The organism is Acidimicrobiales bacterium (assembly GCA_040219085.1).
Classification (GTDB): domain Bacteria; phylum Actinomycetota; class Acidimicrobiia; order Acidimicrobiales; family JAVJTC01; genus JAVJTC01.
This window is the reverse complement of record JAVJTC010000040.1, coordinates 88,234-104,067: the sequence shown is the minus strand read 5'-3', so window position 1 is coordinate 104,067 and position 15,834 is coordinate 88,234. Positions and strand designations below refer to the sequence as shown.

17 protein-coding genes are annotated in these 15,834 nt (G+C 70.3%); all 17 read right to left on the bottom strand.

From position 1 onward, the window contains the following. Nucleotides 1-13: 13 nt before the first annotated feature. Nucleotides 14-589, bottom strand: a complete 576-nt coding sequence (gene pyrR, locus RIE08_16820) for a bifunctional pyr operon transcriptional regulator/uracil phosphoribosyltransferase PyrR (protein MEQ8719275.1) — start codon at nucleotides 587-589, stop codon at nucleotides 14-16. 57 nt (nucleotides 590-646) lie between these two features. Then, nucleotides 647-1,198 carry a GNAT family N-acetyltransferase gene (locus tag RIE08_16815; protein MEQ8719274.1) on the bottom strand — a complete coding sequence of 184 codons (552 nt, stop codon included), beginning with the start codon at nucleotides 1,196-1,198 and terminating at the stop codon, nucleotides 647-649. Then, complete coding sequence (nusB, locus tag RIE08_16810) at nucleotides 1,195-1,635, bottom strand: transcription antitermination factor NusB (protein MEQ8719273.1); 441 nt, start codon at nucleotides 1,633-1,635, stop codon at nucleotides 1,195-1,197. Before nusB ends, RIE08_16815 begins: the two co-directional genes overlap by 4 nt. Beyond that, a complete protein-coding gene (gene efp / locus RIE08_16805; GenBank protein MEQ8719272.1) occupies nucleotides 1,632-2,195 on the bottom strand; it encodes an elongation factor P in 564 nt (187 codons plus the stop codon). The genes nusB and efp overlap by 4 nt, the downstream gene beginning before the upstream one ends. Before the next feature lie 87 nt (nucleotides 2,196-2,282). After that, on the bottom strand, nucleotides 2,283-3,380 hold the full coding sequence (locus RIE08_16800; GenBank protein MEQ8719271.1) for a Xaa-Pro peptidase family protein: 1,098 nt from the start codon (nucleotides 3,378-3,380) through the stop codon (nucleotides 2,283-2,285). Then, nucleotides 3,377-3,829 (bottom strand): type II 3-dehydroquinate dehydratase, encoded by a 453-nt coding sequence (gene aroQ / locus RIE08_16795; GenBank protein ID MEQ8719270.1) that lies wholly within the window; start codon nucleotides 3,827-3,829, stop codon nucleotides 3,377-3,379. Before aroQ ends, RIE08_16800 begins: the two co-directional genes overlap by 4 nt. After that, nucleotides 3,826-4,827: a 3-dehydroquinate synthase family protein gene (locus tag RIE08_16790; protein ID MEQ8719269.1), complete on the bottom strand. Its 1,002-nt coding sequence runs from the start codon at nucleotides 4,825-4,827 to the stop codon at nucleotides 3,826-3,828. The genes aroQ and RIE08_16790 overlap by 4 nt, the downstream gene beginning before the upstream one ends. Then, entirely contained in the window at nucleotides 4,824-5,345 is a 522-nt protein-coding gene (locus RIE08_16785) for a shikimate kinase (protein MEQ8719268.1), read from the bottom strand. The genes RIE08_16790 and RIE08_16785 overlap by 4 nt, the downstream gene beginning before the upstream one ends. Before the next feature lie 9 nt (nucleotides 5,346-5,354). Continuing rightward, the gene (gene aroE, locus RIE08_16780) at nucleotides 5,355-6,212 is read right to left on the bottom strand and encodes a shikimate dehydrogenase (protein MEQ8719267.1); all 858 of its coding nucleotides are present in this window, start codon (nucleotides 6,210-6,212) and stop codon (nucleotides 5,355-5,357) included. Between the two features lie 10 nt (nucleotides 6,213-6,222). Next, nucleotides 6,223-7,662, bottom strand: a complete 1,440-nt coding sequence (mltG, locus tag RIE08_16775) for an endolytic transglycosylase MltG (GenBank protein ID MEQ8719266.1) — start codon at nucleotides 7,660-7,662, stop codon at nucleotides 6,223-6,225. 7 nt (nucleotides 7,663-7,669) lie between these two features. Next, the gene (ruvX, locus tag RIE08_16770; GenBank protein ID MEQ8719265.1) at nucleotides 7,670-8,101 is read right to left on the bottom strand and encodes a Holliday junction resolvase RuvX; all 432 of its coding nucleotides are present in this window, start codon (nucleotides 8,099-8,101) and stop codon (nucleotides 7,670-7,672) included. Then, nucleotides 8,098-10,668 (bottom strand): alanine--tRNA ligase, encoded by a 2,571-nt coding sequence (gene alaS, locus RIE08_16765; protein ID MEQ8719264.1) that lies wholly within the window; start codon nucleotides 10,666-10,668, stop codon nucleotides 8,098-8,100. Before alaS ends, ruvX begins: the two co-directional genes overlap by 4 nt. A gap of 22 nt (nucleotides 10,669-10,690) precedes the next feature. Then, on the bottom strand, nucleotides 10,691-10,957 hold the full coding sequence (locus tag RIE08_16760) for a hypothetical protein (protein ID MEQ8719263.1): 267 nt from the start codon (nucleotides 10,955-10,957) through the stop codon (nucleotides 10,691-10,693). Beyond that, nucleotides 10,957-11,355: a hypothetical protein gene (locus RIE08_16755; GenBank protein ID MEQ8719262.1), complete on the bottom strand. Its 399-nt coding sequence runs from the start codon at nucleotides 11,353-11,355 to the stop codon at nucleotides 10,957-10,959. Before RIE08_16755 ends, RIE08_16760 begins: the two co-directional genes overlap by 1 nt. A 33-nt stretch (nucleotides 11,356-11,388) precedes the next feature. Beyond that, entirely contained in the window at nucleotides 11,389-12,732 is a 1,344-nt protein-coding gene (locus tag RIE08_16750) for a replication-associated recombination protein A (protein ID MEQ8719261.1), read from the bottom strand. Nucleotides 12,733-12,760: 28 nt separating this feature from the next. Next, the gene (gene aspS, locus RIE08_16745; GenBank protein MEQ8719260.1) at nucleotides 12,761-14,551 is read right to left on the bottom strand and encodes an aspartate--tRNA ligase; all 1,791 of its coding nucleotides are present in this window, start codon (nucleotides 14,549-14,551) and stop codon (nucleotides 12,761-12,763) included. Between the two features lie 16 nt (nucleotides 14,552-14,567). Next, a complete protein-coding gene (gene hisS, locus RIE08_16740) occupies nucleotides 14,568-15,830 on the bottom strand; it encodes a histidine--tRNA ligase (protein ID MEQ8719259.1) in 1,263 nt (420 codons plus the stop codon). Between the last annotated feature and the right edge of the window lie 4 nt (nucleotides 15,831-15,834).

The following is a 15,834-nucleotide window of genomic DNA, read 5'->3' as shown; positions in this document are numbered from 1 at the left end:
CACGTCGCTCCCATCACGTCGCCTCGCCCGCGGTCCCGCCGATGCGGACACCGTCGGCGTCCACGGAAACCAACTGGGAGCGGCTCGTCGGAAGGTTGCGACCGACGAAGTCGGGCCGTATCGGCAGCTCACGGTGTCCCCGGTCGATCATCACCGCGAGGCGCACGACCCGTGGGCGTCCGAAGTCGGTGAGCGCATCGAGGGCCGCACGCACGGTGCGGCCGGTGAACAGGACGTCGTCGACGAGCACGACGGTCCTACCGCTGACGTCGAAGGGGATCCGGGTCGGCGCCGGCGCGACGACAGGCCGCAACCCGACGTCGTCGCGGTGCAGCGCCACGTCGAGAACACCCACGGGGGGCGCCTCGGAGTCGGTCGCCTCCCCGATGATCGCGGCCAGCCGCTCGGCCAGGTCCACGCCGCCGGTCTGCAACCCGACGAGGGCGAGACCGTCGGTACCGTCGCGCTCGAGGATCTCGTGGGCCATGCGGTAGAGGGATCGGTCGACGTCTCCACGGTCCATCACCGGATCACCGGTGACGAATGGCGTGCTCGCGGCTCCGAGGAGCCGCCGTTCGCGTTCGGCCACGTCGTCCTCTCGTCCGTACGGGCCTCACGGGACCCACTTCACGGTCGAGCGACGACGCTACCGTGCCGCCCGCCGTCTCACCAGGATGCGGCGGCCGTCGTCCGCGACGCGGGCCTCCACGAAGCCACGGCCGGCGGCGACCGCCACCGCTGCCGGGTTGCGGGGGTCACACAGGGCGACGAGCGCGTCGAGGTCGAGTGTCGCGAGCGCCCAGGTCGCCACGAGTTCGACCGCCGCAGAGGTCATCCCGGTGCCCCGCCGGTGCGGCGCCGCCCAGTAGCCGATCATCGCGACACGCGAGCCGGGTCGGAAGCCGGCCAGTCCCACTTCTCCGCACACCTGCGGCGCGGCGCCGGAGTCGTCGTCGTCACGGTGGGCGGCACCGTCCTCGCAGATGACCAGGTCGAGCGACAGGTGCTCCCGACGGCGCTGGGGATCTCCGGCGATCCAGCGTCGGGCGACGGCGGGTGACGGGTCGGGTGGAACCGCCGTCCACCGGACGACCTCGGGGTCGGACCACGCTGCGACGAGCGCCCCGGCATCGGCGTCGCGCCAGGGACGCAGCCGCACCCGCCCGTCGGCGAGCGGGGGGTCCGGGAGTGGGATCACGCCGGCGTCGGATCCTCTGCGGGGGCGTCGGGGCGGGTGCGCCGGGCGATCTCCGCCAGAACACCGTTCACGAAACGGCCGGAGTCCTCGGTGGAGTACTCCTTGGCCAACTCGACGGCCTCGGACAAGATGACGCCTGTCGGCACGTCGGGGCGATGGGCGAGTTCCCAGGTGGCGAGGCGGAGCAGCGCCCGGTCCACACGCGGCATGCGCTCGAGGTGCCAGCCGTGGGACGCGTCTTCGATGATGGCGTCGACATCCGGGGCGGCCTGCGCGAAGCCGCGCACCGCCTCCCGGGCGTAGCGGTCCGGAGCGACGGTCTGCGCGTCGAGAACCTCGACGGGATCGACGCCGGACATGTCGGCCTCGTAGAGCAGTCCGAGGACACGCTCCCGCGAGCCCCGGCGTCCCGGTCCGGCGCGCCCGGCGTCGTTCACGCCCGTGAGAGATAGGCGCCGGAGCGGGTGTCGACCTTGATCTTCTCTCCCGGCCCGACGAACAGCGGGACGCTGACGACGAGGCCGGTTTCGACCGTGGCCGGCTTCGTCGCGCCCGACACTCGGTCTCCCTGGATTCCCGGCTCGGTCTCGGTGATCTCCAGCACGACCGCAGCGGGCAGATCGGTCCCGATGATCTCGTCGCCGTACATCAACAGCACGGCGTTGTTGTTCTCGATCAGGTAGTTCGTCGCGTCGCCGAGGGTGGACTCGGAGATCGGCATCTGGTCGTAGGTCTGGGTGTCCATGAAGACGTAGTCGGCGCCGTCACGGTACAGGTACTGCATCTCACGCTTGTCGACGATGGCCCGCTCGACCTTCTCACCGGCCCGGAAGGTCCGGTCGACCGTTGATCCGGTCCGGACGTTGCGCAGCGTCGTCCGCACGAAGGCACCGCCCTTGCCCGGCTTGACGTGTTGGAACTCGACGACCTGGAAGAGGCCGTCATCGAGATCCAGCGTCATGCCGTTCTTCAGGTCGTTCGTCGTGGTCGTCGCCATGGGTCCTCCATCGGGCTCACCGGCCGCAGCAGTCTCGCCGCGGATCGCTCCGTCGGCAACGTGGCCGTCGAGCCCGGCGGGGTCCGCTCAGACGACGAGGGTCTTCGGCGCCAGAGTCAGACGCTCGGCCCCGCTGTCGGTGACCACGACCGTGTCCTCGACCCGCACGCCGGTGAGGCCGTCCAGATAGACGCCCGGTTCCACAGTCACGACCATCCCGACAGCGAGCACCTCGTCGGCCCGCCGCGACACGCGGGGTGCCTCGTGGATGTCGAGACCGACCCCGTGGCCGGCACCGTGCACGAACGCGTCTGCACGGCCGGCGGCGGCGATGAGGTCCCGGCATGCCCCGTCCACGTCCCGGGTGGGCACACCCGCGGTGACCGCGTCCACGCCGGCCTGTTGGGCCGCGGTGACCAGTGCGACGAGCTCGGCGTCGCCGGGGCGGGGCTCGCCCACGCAGACGGTACGGGTCATGTCGGAGCGGTAGCCGTCCACCATCGCGCCCGAGTCGATGATCACGAGCTCACCGGAACCGATCACCCTGTCGCCGGCGGTGTGGTGGGGCCGCGCCGCATTGGGACCCGTTGCGACGATCGTCGGGAAAGCGACACCGTGCGCCCCGTGCCGCACCATTGCGTCGGCGAGGGCCGTCGCCAGCTCGCGCTCGGTCGGACCGTCGACGAGTGCCGGCAGCATCTCCCCCAGGGCAGCGTCGGCGATCCGTGCCGCGCGCCGCATCCGGGCCAGCTCGGCGGTGTCCTTGATCATCCTGTGGCGCTCGACGAGCCCGCTCACAGCGACGATGTCCACGTCGGGGAACCACTCCCCGTAGGTCCGGCGGTCCTCCCACGACACGTGGGCGGCCTCGAGACCGAGCCGGTCCCCGGAGCCGAGCAGGCGCTGAAGCTCACTGTGGGGACCATCGGCGACCACCACCGAGAACGGACTCGATGACGCCGCCAGCTCCTCGTCGGCGCGGGCGCCGTAGCGCGCGTCTGTCACGAGGACCGCGTCCGAGGCGCTCACGACGGCGACACCCGCCGAGCCGGTGAATCCGCTCAGCCAACGCACGTTGGAACGGCCGCTGACGACGAGCACCTCACATCCGGCGTCGCCCAGGTCGGCCAGGACGCGGTCGAGACGCCCCGAGACGTCGAGCGCGGGCAGATCGCCCGTGGTCACGATCCGTCGCCGGCGAGGATCTCCGCGACGGCGCCGATGGCGAGCCGGTAGCCGTGGCCACCGAAACCGACGATGGTCCCCGTGGCCACAGGGGCGACGACGGAGGTGTGACGCCAGGGCTCGCGTGCGTTCGGGTTCGAGAGGTGCAGTTCGATCACCGGGCCTTCGAAGGCGGCGAGGGCGTCGTGGATGGCCCAGCTGTAGTGGGTGAACGCACCCGGATTGATGACGATCGCCGCGCAACGGCCGCGGGCCGCCGCCACGGCGTCGACGAGCACACCCTCGTGGTTGGACTGGAGATGCTCCAGCTCGAGCCCGTGCGTATCCGCAACGGCGCGGGCCGTCGCGACGTGGTCGTCGAGGGTCGCCGTGCCGTACACCTCCGGTTCGCGGGTGCCGAGCATCTGCAGATTCGGCCCGGACAGCAACAGGACGGTCGGACGGCTCATCGGATGGTCTCCAGGGTGGCGAGCAGCAGATCGCGGTCGATGCCGGTGACCGGCTCGACGCCGTCAGGGCCGTCGAGGACGAAGGTGACCCCGTCGACCGCCTTCTTGTCACGACCGAACAACTCGACGATCTCGTCGCCGTCGACACCGGCCGGTAGGTGGTCGGGAAGTTCGTAGCGTGCGACGACGCGTCGGTGTTCCGCGACCGCCTCGTCGTCGATGCGGCCGAGGTTGCGGGCGAGTTCCGCGGCGTAGATCAGCCCGATCGCGACGGCTTCACCGTGGCGGAGGTCGAAGCGCCCCGCGATCTCGAGCGCATGCGCGAGGGTGTGCCCGTAGTTCAGGATCGCCCGCCGCCCCGACTCGGTCTCGTCTCCTGCGACCACGTCGGCCTTGATCCGGACGCACGCGGCCACCCGCTCCTCGATGGAGAGGTCGTCGAGTCGGCCGCCGCCCAGGAAGTGGTACTTGGCCAGCTCGCCGAGGCCGCTGCGGTACTCGCGCGGCGGCAGCGTGGCCAGGACCCCGGTGTCACATATCACCGCACTCGGCTGCCAGAACGCACCGACGAGGTTCTTGCCCTCGGCCAGGTTGACGCCGGTCTTCCCTCCGATGGCTGCGTCGATCTGGCCGAGCAGGGTGGTCGACACATGGACGACGGGTATGCCGCGGTGGTAGACCGCGGCGGCGAAGCCCGCCACGTCGGTGACGAGCCCGCCGCCGACAGCCACGACGGCGTCGGCGCGGGTCAGCCCCCATCGGGCGAAGCGGCCGCACAGGTCCTCGACAGTGGTGAGTGACTTGGCGGTCTCGCCGTCGCCGATGGTGAACACACGGTGCTCGACCCCGGGGTCGACGTCGACGCCGACCCCCGCCTGGGTGACGACCGCCACGCGCCGCACGCCGGCCGGAACGACCCGGGCGAGCTCGTGGCGCGCTCCGTCGCCGACGAGGACCTCGTAGGACCGCTCACCCAGCGGGACGGGGACGACGATCATGTGGTGGCCTCCGAGGCGAGCCGGCTGACGACGAGTTCCGCCACCGCGTCGACGGTCAGCCCGTCGGTGTCGACGACCACGTCCGCAGTCGCTGCGTAGAACGGCTCACGGTCATCGGCGAGACGCCTCAGCACGGTCGCGGGGTCCTCGCCGGAGAGGAGTGGGCGGCCGCGGCCGTCGCCGACGCGCCCGGCCAGACAGGTCGGACTCGTGCGGAGCCAGACGACATCGGCGCCGCGGTCGAGGAGCTCGCGACAGGCGGCCGTCATGACGACGCCGCCGCCGGTGGCGACGACCACGGGGTCGGTCCGGGCCAACACAGCGACGAGCGCCTCGAACTCGGCCCCGCGGAAGGCCGCCTCGCCGTCGGTTGCGAAGATGTCGGGGATCGAGGTGCCCTCGCGGGCCACGATCGCGTCGTCGAGATCGACGAACTCCCGTCCGGTGAGCGCCGCGACGCGTCGACCGACGGTGGACTTCCCCGAGCCCATCATCCCGATGAGGGCGACATGACGCATCGCCCCAACCTAGTGACCGCCACGCGCGGCGAGTACCTTCTTTGCCGCTGCGGTCATGTCGGACACGGGAGCGTCCACACCCGTCCATGCCGTGAAGGCGACCGCCGCCTGACCGACGAGCATTGCAAGACCGCCCCCCACCCGGCATCCCGCTCGCTGCGCGGCGGCCATCAGCGGCGTCACGGAGGGCTCGTAGACGAGGTCGACGACGACCTGTCCGCTCCTCAGAAGCGACGTGTCGAACGGCGTGACGCCCTCACCGGCCGTGCCGGCCATGCCGACCGACGTCGCGTTCACGACGAGGTCGGCCGTGCCGATCTCGTCGGGTCCGGCCACACGGCCGCGCCCACCGGCGAGAGACGCCGCGGTCTCGGCCTTGTCGGGCGTTCGGTTGACGACACCCACAGAGGCGGCTCCGTTGCGTACCAGCGCGTCGATGACCGCCCGGGCGGCCCCGCCCGCACCGACGATCACGCACGACATGCCTGCGACGTCGAGGGCGAGGTCGGCTTCCAGCCCGGCGATGAAACCGTCGCCGTCGGTGTTGTCGCCGGTCAGATGGCCGTCGCGGTTGATCACACAGTTGACGGCACCGAGGTTCGCTGCGGCCGGTGTTGTCTCGTCGACGGCCGCCGCGACGGCGTCCTTGTGGGGCATCGTGACCGACAGACCGACGATCCCCAGGCTGCGCATCGCGTCGAGCGCCCCGGGGGCGCCGCCGGGGGCGACGTCGAAGGCCAGGTACACCCAGTCGAGCCCGCATGACGCGAACCCGGCGTTGTGGATCGCCGGCGACAACGAGTGACGGACCGGATGCCCGATCACGGCGGCCAGTTGGGTGTGTCCCGATATCGGCGCCGACGTCACCGTGGTCCGATCAGAAGATCCCGGCGGCGCGCGACTCGGCCACCTGGCGGTTGAACTCGTCGAAGTCGTCGGTGAAGAAGTGACTGCCGTCCTCGTCGGCGAGGACGTAGTACAGCCAGGGGCCGGGCTCGGGCGCGAGCGCCGCCTCGAGGGCCGCTCGGCCCGGCGCGGCGATCGGCGTCGGTGGCAGACCGGGGTAGAGACGCGTGTTGTACGGCGAGTCGATCGCGAGATCGGTCACGGTCAACTCCTCCTTCTGCTCACCGATCGCGTAGAGGACGGTCGCGTCGATCCCCAACGTCATCCCGGCCTCGAGCCGGTTGTGGATGACGCGGCTGATCTTCGCCCGATCCTCGGGGACGAACGCCTCCTCCTCGATCAGCGAGGCGATGATGATCAACTCGTACGGGGTGTATCCGGTGACCGCCTCCGCCGAGTCGTACCCGACATCGGTCAGGACCGTGTCCATCTGTTGCACCATCCGGCGCACGAGGTCGATCTCGTTCGCGTCGGACTCGTCGTCGATCGCGTAGGTGTCGGGGAACAGCAGACCCTCGAGGGTCGTGATGCCGGCCGGTTGGAAACGCGACCGCACGAGGCCGCCCTCGAGCGCCTGATCGAGTTCCACCGCGTCGAAGGCCGGCAACTGGTCGAGCAGGCGCGGCGTGATCTGGGTCAGCCACAGCCCCTCGGGGATGGTGATGGTCTCGAAGGTACGGGGGATCGGGCCGGCCTCGAGGACCTCCCGGACGTCCCAAACGGCGCTGTTGCGGGCCACCGCGTACTCGCCCGCGAGAAACGGACCGGCGTTCTTGTACCGGAAGTAGTACCGCGCCACGGTGGCGTTCGGCACGACCCCCTCGTTGGAGAGGATCCGGGCGATGTCGTTGGTGGACGCGCCGTCGGGGATCTCGATCGTCACGATCTCACCGGGGTCACCGGGCGGGTCGAGCTGGCGTTGGACCCAGTCGTTCACGAACCACGCCGTGCCGCCCAACAGCACCACCAGGGCCGCCAGGACGAGACCGAGTCGTCGCAGGGGACCCCACGGCCGGGGCAGCCGTACCCAGTCCTCGTTGCGGCGCAGGATCTGGTCCTCCTGCGCCAGGCGGGGATCCCCCATCGGGTCATAGGCCGGGATCTCGAACTGCTCGGGGGCTTGTTCGGCCGGCGGCCCCTCGGGCATCGGCGCGGCCGGATCCCACGGCTCGCCTCCTTCGGCGTCATGGAGGTCCCACGGCTCAGCGTGGTCCGAATCGCCCCAGTCGGCCTCCGAGTCCGGGTGAGCCGCGTCGCCCCAGTGGGGATCGGACCGCAAATCCCCCGGTTCGCCCATGTCGTCGTCCGCGCCCTGGCCCCCCAGCATCGGGTCGATGGAATCCGCGCCCTGACCACCCAGCATCGGGTCGATGGGAGAGTCGTCGGATCCTGGTCGGGTGTCGTCGGTCATGGTGGGGTCAGGCGTCGGGAGCCGGGGAGGGTCGGCCGTCGAGCCACGACTGCAGGATCACGGCTGCGGCGACCTTGTCGATCACGTCACGCCGTGATCGGCCACGGACACCCCCCTCACGCAGCGAACGCTCGGCGGACACCGTGGTCAGACGCTCATCGTAGGGCTCGACGGGTACCGCGAGACGGTCACCCAGCTCGTCGATCTCGTCGAGCGCGGCCGTGGCAGCCGGGCCGAGCGACCCGTCCATCGACAGTGGCAGGCCCACCACCACCCGGCCGACCTCGAGCTCGGAGACGAGCGCCGCGATGGCATCGTGGTCGACCCCGTGGTCCCCGCCACGCCGGATCACCGAGTGGGGCGAGGCGATGATGCCGATCGGGTCGCTCACGGCGACGCCGATCCGCACGGTGCCCAGGTCCAGGCCGAGGACCCTCACGCCACCCCGGCGGCGCGGCGGACCAGGTCGAGCGCCTCGTCGAGCGCTTCGGGGTCCTTGCCACCGGCGACAGCCAACTCGGGGCTCTTGCCACCACCGCCCTTCACCGCCTTCGCGGCGTCGCTCAACAGGTCACTGGCGTGCAGGCCGCTGTCTGCGAGGACCGCCGCCACGAGCGCCACCCCACCACCGTCGGGAGCGGCGCCGAGTACCACCGCGCGCACACCCTCACGATCCCGCACGGCGACCGCCAGGTCACGCAGGCCGTCGCGGTCGATGTCGTCCACCCGCGCGACCACGACACCGTCCACGGCTGCGTCGGCGAGCTCTCCGGCCCGCCCGACGGCGGCCTGGCGGCGCAGGACCTTGAGTTCGTCCCGCAGGGCCTTCAGTTCAGCAGCCCGTTTCTGGGCACCGGCCACGAGGTCATCGGGGGGCACACCGAGATGGTCGGCCGCGGCGGCGATGCGTGCCTCGTCCGCGCGCAACAGATCGATTGGCGCCGTGCCGGTCACCGCCTCTATCCGTCGGATGTTGGACCCGATGGAACCCTCGGAGACAATCTTGACGGGCCCGATGTCACCGAGCGCGCCGACATGGGTGCCACCGCACAGCTCCACGGAGTGGCCGCCGGCCTCGAGGACCCTCACCACATCGCCGTACTTGTCACCGAAGAAGGCAATCGCCCCGAGTGCCGTCGCCTCCTCCATCGTCGTCTCGAAGTGGCGGACGCGGCCGTTCGTGAGGATCTCGTCGTTCGACAGGTCCTCGATGCGGGCGATCTCGGCGGGGGTCACCGCCTCGAAGTGGGAGAAGTCGAAGCGGAGGCGACGGGGCCCGACCTCCGAGCCCTGCTGCTTGACGTGGTCACCCAGTACCTCGCGCAGGGCCCAGTGCAGGATGTGGGTGGCGGTGTGATTGCGCCGGATTGCGGCGCGCCGCCCCGTGTCGATGGACGCTGTGACCGTGTCCCCTACGGCGACGCCCGCAGCGGGCCCGTCGGTGTGATGCAGGTGCAGACCCGCCACAACGAAGGTGCAGTCCGTGACAGCCACGGTGACATCGCCGTCGGTGATCGTCCCCGTGTCGCCCACCTGGCCACCGGACTCGGCGTAGAAGGGCGTGCGGTCCAAGACGATCCCGTCCGCGGTCACGGCGAGGACGCGTGCGTCGGCGACGGTGTCGGTGGCGCGCCCGACGAAGTCCGTCTCACCGTTGTCGGCGAGAATGGCCTGATAATCGGAGACGTCTCCCCCTGCAGCGGTCTTGGCGTCGTGATCGGCCCGGGCCCGACGCCGCTGTTCGGACATGGCCGTGTCGAACGCGTCCCGGTCGACCGACAGGCCTCGCTCACGGGCCACCTCCTCGGTGACCTCCAGGGGGAACCCGTACGTGTCGTGGAGGGTGAAGGCGACCTGGCCGGGAAGTGTCCCTCCCTCGGCGACGGCGTCGAGAGACTCGTCGAGGAGCGTGGACCCGGTCCGCAGCGTCTCGCGGAACCGGACCTCCTCGCGCTCGACGATCCCCCGTACGAGCTCGTGGCGGTCCGCGATGTCGGGGTAGTCCGACCCCATCACGTCGATCACCTCGTCGACGAGGGCCGGCGTGACCGGGTCCTCGACGCCGAGCAGGTATGCGTGGCGGATCGCCCGGCGCATGATGCGTCGCAGCACGTAGCCCCGCTCCTCGTTGGACGGCACGACACCGTCGGCGATGAGGAACGTCATCGTGCGGGCGTGCTCGGCCAGGATCCGCAGGGAGACGTCGGACTCGTCGGCACGGCCGAGCGGCGTACCGCTCAGCTCGGCCGCCTTGTCCACCAGACGGGCCATCTCGTCGATCTCGAAGACGGAGTCCACGCCCTGGACCAGGGTGAGGATGCGCTCGAGGCCCGCGCCGGTGTCGATCGACGGCGCAGGCAGCGGCTCCTGGGTCCCGTCGGGGCGGGCGTCGAACTGCATGAAGACCAGGTTCCAGAACTCGAGGAAACGCTCGTGTCCACCCTCGGCTGGGCCGCCGTCGTGACCGAACGCCGGGCCCTTGTCGTAGAAGATCTCCGACGAGGGGCCGTTGGGTCCGGTGTCGGCCATCCGCCAGTAGTTGTCCTCGTCGAGGCGCTGGAGTCTCTGCGGGGCAAGCCCGACCTCGTCGATCCAGATCTCGGCCGCCTCGTCGTCGGAGAGGTGCACCGTCACCCACAGCCGGTCCACGTCGAAGCCGAGCACCTCGGTGGAGAACTCCCACGCCCACGGGATGGCATCGGCCTTGAAGTAGTCCCCGAAGCTGAAGTTCCCGAGCATCTCGAAGAAAGTCAGGTGGCGACGGGTGCGCCCGATCTCATCGAGGTCGTTGTGCTTGCCACCGGCGCGCACGCACTTCTGCACCGTCGTCGCGCGGCGGTAGGGCGGCGTCTCGGTGCCGAGGAAGTACGGCTTGAACGGCACCATGCCCGCCACCGTGAACAACAGAGTCGGGTCGTGGGGTATGAGGCTCGCCGAGGGCGCGACCGTGTGACCTCTCTGCGAGAAGAAGTCGGTGAACGACGCGCGGAGCTTCCGGGCCTCCATCGCAGGCGAGCCTATCTGTGGGTCAGGACACAGCCCGCAGCGAACCGCGCCGCCGCTGGACCTCGAGTTCGGCCTGGGCCTCTGACGCGTAGCGACGCATCACGTCGCGACCCTCACTCACCGCGGCACGCAGTTCGCCACCGGCGCGCCGGATCCGTACGCCGACCTCGTCGACGAGTTGATCGGGTGCCACCCGCTCCATCTGGCGTCGCACCTGCCGCTTGACGTACCAACCACCGGCCATGCCGACGCTGATACCCGCGCCGAAGGCCATCGTCCTGCCGAACATCAGCCGACCTCCCGTCGCTGCACATCGTCGTGAGCCGCTTGCGCCCTGCGGCCGCGTAGGCGACGTCCCATCGCACCGGCGCCCTTGAGGACGGCAGTCGTCTTGATGACGGGGTCTGCGATGGCCTGGTAGGTCACCCTCGACAGCGTGTCGGCGCGGGCCGAGACCTCGTCCGCCCGATCCAGAAGTCCGTCGGCGCGCTCGAGGCCGTTCACCACCCTCTCGGAACTGGCCTCGAGGTCACGCACGAGTGGGACGACCTCGTCGTGGAGCTCGTCGACCGAGCGGCGCAGATCGGTGACCGCACGCGTCACGACGAACAGCACAGCCACCAGGGCTCCCACCGTGAGGACGCTGACGACACTCAAGATCACGATGGCGAGGTCTGCTGCTGACATCGGGTTCTCCTCGTGTCTCGGGCGGGCGGGGATTCAGTCGTCGTGTCGGTCGTCTTCGGCGCGGTGCACCGACCACCAGGTCCGGTGCAACGACCCCTCCGCTCCGTGCGGCGACGGCTCGTAGTAGGCGTTGTCCGCCACCTCGGGGGGACGGTACTGCTGGGGCACCCAGCCCCGGGCGTCGTCGTGAGGATAGTCGTACCCCTCACCGTGGCCGAGGACCTCGGCACCGCGGTAGTGGCGGTCACGCAGGTGCACGGGCACCTCACCGCCCCGCTCACGCACGTCGGCCTCCGCGCGACCGAGCGCGACGTAGGACCGGTTCGACTTCGGTGCCGTCGCCAGATAGACGACCACATGGGCGAGGTTGATCCTCGCCTCGGGCAGCCCGACGTGCTCGACCGCGGCCGACGCGGCGATGGCCAGCGGCAGCGCGTGGGGGTCGGCCATCCCGATGTCCTCAGAGGCGAGAACGATGAGGCGGCGGGCGATGAAGCGGGCATCTTCGCCCGCCTCGAGCATCCTCACCATCCAGTAGAGCCCCGCGTCGGGATCCGAACCCCGGATGGACTTGATGAACGCCGAGATCGTGTCGTAGTGGTCGTCGCGCCCGTAGCGGAAGGCGCGCGTGTCCAGGGCCGCCGTCATGTGTTCCACGGTGACGACCGGCTCACCGGTACCGGCGCCGGCCCCGTCGTCGGTGTCCGCCTCCGAGCGAGCGAGGGCGACCGCCACCTCTGTGGCGACGAGGGCATGGCGGCCGTCACCGCCGACCCTGGCCACGAGTTGTGCGATGGCGTCGTCAGCCGCCGCCGCGCCTTCCACCGACAGCCCGCGTCGCACGAGCTCGGCGACGGAGTCGTCGTCGAGCGGCTCGAGGCGGAACAACGTCGAACGGCTCAACAGCGGCGGGTTGATCTCGAAGAACGGGTTCTCCGTCGTCGCGCCGATGAGCACGAGCAGGCCCGACTCCACGGCCGGTAGCAGCGTGTCCTGCTGGGCCTTGTTGAAGCGGTGGACCTCGTCGAGGAACAGGATGGTCCCCCGTCCGTGTTCACCGAGGCGCTGCTCGGCAGCTGCGATCTCGCCCCGCACGTCTTTCACGGTCGCGGTGACCGCGCTGAGCTGGACGAACGTCTTGGCCGTCGAGGACGCGACCACCTGCGCGATCGTCGTCTTGCCCGTCCCCGCGGGACCCCACAGGATCACCGACGACAGGCGATCGGCCTCGATCAGGCTGCGCAGCGGCCGACCCTTGGCGAGGAGGTGGCGCTGTCCGACGATCTCGTCGAGGGTCTTCGGGCGCAGACGCGCCGCGAGCGGCTGGGTCCGGGCGAGCTCCATCGCAGCCGCGGCGGAGAACAGGTCGTCGCCCATGTCCCGGCCGGCCCGTCAGATCCGCCGGTCAGGTGCTCGGCGGCAGCACACGCAGACCGAGCTCCTCGACGTGACGGGGATCTATCTCGCTCGGCGCGTTCGTGAGCGGATCCGTGCCCGACTGGGTCTTGGGGAACGCGATGACCTCGCGGATGTTCTCCTCGCCGAGCAGCAACGCACAGAGACGGTCCAGGCCGAACGCGAAGCCGGCGTGGGGCGGCGCGCCGAACCGGAAGGCGTCGAGCAGGAAGCCGAACTTCGCCTCCGCCTCCTCCTCGCTGATCCCGAGGACGGCGAAGACCTGCTTCTGGATGTCGGAGTCGTGGATACGGACGCTGCCCGAACCGAGCTCCCAGCCGTTCAGGACGAGGTCGTAGGCCTGGGAACGCACCCGCAGCAGCTGCTCCCCACCGCCACGCACGATCAGATCGACGTCGTCGGGGTGCGGCATCGTGAACGGATGGTGCGCGGAGATCGGGTCACCCGCCTCGTCGAGCGCCTCGAAGAGGGGGAACTCGGTGACCCACAGGAAGTTGAGACCGCCCTCGTTGACGGGGGGCCGGCCCAGCTCGAGGCGCAGAAGACCCAGGACGTGGTTGACCACCCGGCGCTTGTCGGCGATGAGGAGAAGGAGGTCTCCGGGTTCGGCCTCGAGACGCCGGGGAAGTTCGGCGAGCTCGGTCTCGGACATGAACTTGGTGAGCGCCCCGTCGAGTTCGAGGTCCTCGCCGACCCGGAACCAGGCGAGCCCCTTCGCCCCCCAGCGCTTGCACATGTCGGTCAGCTCGTCGATGCGGTTGCGGCCGAGCTCTGCACCTCCGGACGCGACGATCGCCTTCACGCAGTCCACCTGGAACACGCGCGCCTCGGTCCCCTCGAACAGGTCCGAGAGCTCCACGAGCGTCATGCCGAAACGCACGTCGGGTTTGTCGGAGCCGTAGGTCTCCATTGCGTCGTGCCAGGTCATCGTGGAGAAGTTCTCGGGCCACTCCCCTGTCACCGCCTCGGTCGCCGACGCCACCGCGTAGGAGATGACCTCGATGACGTCCTCCTGACCCACGAACGCCGCCTCGGCGTCGAGCTGCATGAACTCGAACTGGCGATCGGCGCGCAGGTCCTCGTCACGCAGGCAACGGGCGATCTGGAAGTACCGGTCGATGCCGCCGACCATGCACAGCTGCTTGAACAGCTGGGGGCTCTGGGGCAGCGCGTAGAAGCGACCCGGGTGCAGCCTCGACGGAACGACGAAGTCCCGGGCGCCCTCGGGCGTGGACGCCACGAGCATCGGGGTCTCGATCTCGACGAACCCCTGGTCCTCCATGGCCGTGCGCACCGCCGAGTTCACGATCGCCCTGGTCCGCAGGTTGTCCTGCATCTTGGGGCGGCGCAGGTCCACGTAGCGGTGCCGCAGCCGGATGCCCTCGTCGATCTCACGACGACTGTGCATCGGAAACGGTGGCGGCTCGGCGACGTTGAGGATCTCGACCTCGCAGTCGTGCAGCTCGATGTCGCCGGTTGTGAGCATGGGGTTCTCCATGCCCTCGGGACGGGCCACGACGGTGCCCTCGATCCGCACGACGAACTCGGCGCGCAGGTCGAGGCGCTCGTCGACCACGCACTGCACCACACCGGTGTGGTCCCGCAGGTCGATGAAGGCGAGCTTCTCGCCGTGCTCGCGGCGACGGTCCACCCAGCCGCACACGGCCACCCGGCGGTCGACGTCGTCCGCGCCGAGCTCACCGCAGTAGTCCGACCGCATGCCACGGGCCGCGGCCAGCTGTGCGTAGTAGGTCTCTTCGTCGATCTCGGTGTCGCTCACAGGTTCCTCTTCGGGTTCACAGCAGTCTCTTGCGGATCTCGTCGACCATCGTGCCGCGGGGAACGGCAACCTGGTCCTCGTCGGCGCGCAGCGGTCGCAATGTCACGGTCCCGGCGGCGAGCTCGTCATCGCCGATGATGGCCGCGTAGCGTGCCCCGCTGCGATCCGCGACCTTCATCTGCGCCTTCATGGAACGCCCGTCGAAGGCGCGATCGGCACCGATTCCCGCCCGGCGCAGCTCGTCGCACAGCGCAGTGGCCGCGGTGCCGTCCGTGGCGTCGACGACGAAGACCGTCACCGACGGCGGCGGCGCGGCGAAGGCACCCTCGGCGTCGCATGCCAACAGGATGCGGTCCACGCCGAGCGCGAAACCGATGCCGGGGGTGGCAGGTCCGCCCATCTCCTCGGCCAGGCGGTCATAGCGGCCGCCGCCGCCCACCGCGTTCTGGGCGGCGTCGAGGGAATCGGCCGCGAACTCGAAGGTCGTGCGCGTGTAGTAGTCCAGGCCCCGCACCAGGCGTGGCGAGATCTCGTGGTCGATCCCCAACGCGTCCAGCCCGGCCGTCACCGCGGCGAAGTGCTCGGCCGTCTCGCCGTCGAGGTGGTCCACCATCACGGGGGCGGCGGCGATCACCCCGGCGTCTTCGGGCCGCTTGGAGTCCAGGACCCTCAGGGGGTTCCTGACCAGGGTCTCACGGGACTGCTCGCTGAGATCCGCCGCGTGGGACTCGAAGTGGGCACACAGGGCCGCCAGGTACCGCGGCCGGGACTGCTCATCGCCGAGGGAGTTGACGCCGAGCCGCACACCACGCAGGCCGAGGCGGTTCCAGAAGCGGTCCGCCAGCGCGATCACCTCGACGTCGGCGGCTGGGTCATCGGTCCCGAGCATCTCGATCCCGACCTGGCTGAACTGGCGGTACCGGCCGGCCTGGGGCTTCTCGTAACGGAACTGTGGCCCCTCGTACCAGACCTTCCACGGCAGCGTCGGCCGCTCCTGGACGAAGGCACGCACCACCGACGCGGTCAGCTCCGGGCGCAGCGCCATGTGCCGGTCGTCACGGTCGTGGAAGTCGTACATCTCCTTGGTGACGATCTCGGTCTGCTCGCCGACCCGCAGGAAGACGCCGATCTCCTCGAAGATCGGCGACACGATCTCGCCGTAGCCGGCCCGGGCGGCCTCATCGGCGAACGCGTCGACGAGCGCACGTCGACGATCCGACTCGGGCGGGAGGATGTCACGGGTGCCCCGGGGGGCGCGGAAGTTGGGGCGCTCGGCCACGGCG

Bases quoted from the DNA above. Each gene is read 5' to 3' on its own strand.
- alaS (MEQ8719264.1), bottom strand. From the start codon at position 10,668: ATGGAGGCCCGGAAGCTCCGCGCGTCGTTCACCGACTTCTTCTCGCAG.
- RIE08_16760 (MEQ8719263.1), bottom strand. From the start codon at position 10,957: ATGTTCGGCAGGACGATGGCCTTCGGCGCGGGTATCAGCGTCGGCATG.
- aroQ (MEQ8719270.1), bottom strand. From the start codon at position 3,829: ATGAGCCGTCCGACCGTCCTGTTGCTGTCCGGGCCGAATCTGCAGATG.
- RIE08_16790 (MEQ8719269.1), bottom strand. From the start codon at position 4,827: ATGATCGTCGTCCCCGTCCCGCTGGGTGAGCGGTCCTACGAGGTCCTC.
- RIE08_16750 (MEQ8719261.1), bottom strand. From the start codon at position 12,732: ATGGGCGACGACCTGTTCTCCGCCGCGGCTGCGATGGAGCTCGCCCGG.
- efp (MEQ8719272.1), bottom strand. From the start codon at position 2,195: ATGGCGACGACCACGACGAACGACCTGAAGAACGGCATGACGCTGGAT.
- RIE08_16785 (MEQ8719268.1), bottom strand. From the start codon at position 5,345: ATGCGTCATGTCGCCCTCATCGGGATGATGGGCTCGGGGAAGTCCACC.
- RIE08_16755 (MEQ8719262.1), bottom strand. From the start codon at position 11,355: ATGTCAGCAGCAGACCTCGCCATCGTGATCTTGAGTGTCGTCAGCGTC.
- mltG (MEQ8719266.1), bottom strand. From the start codon at position 7,662: ATGACCGACGACACCCGACCAGGATCCGACGACTCTCCCATCGACCCG.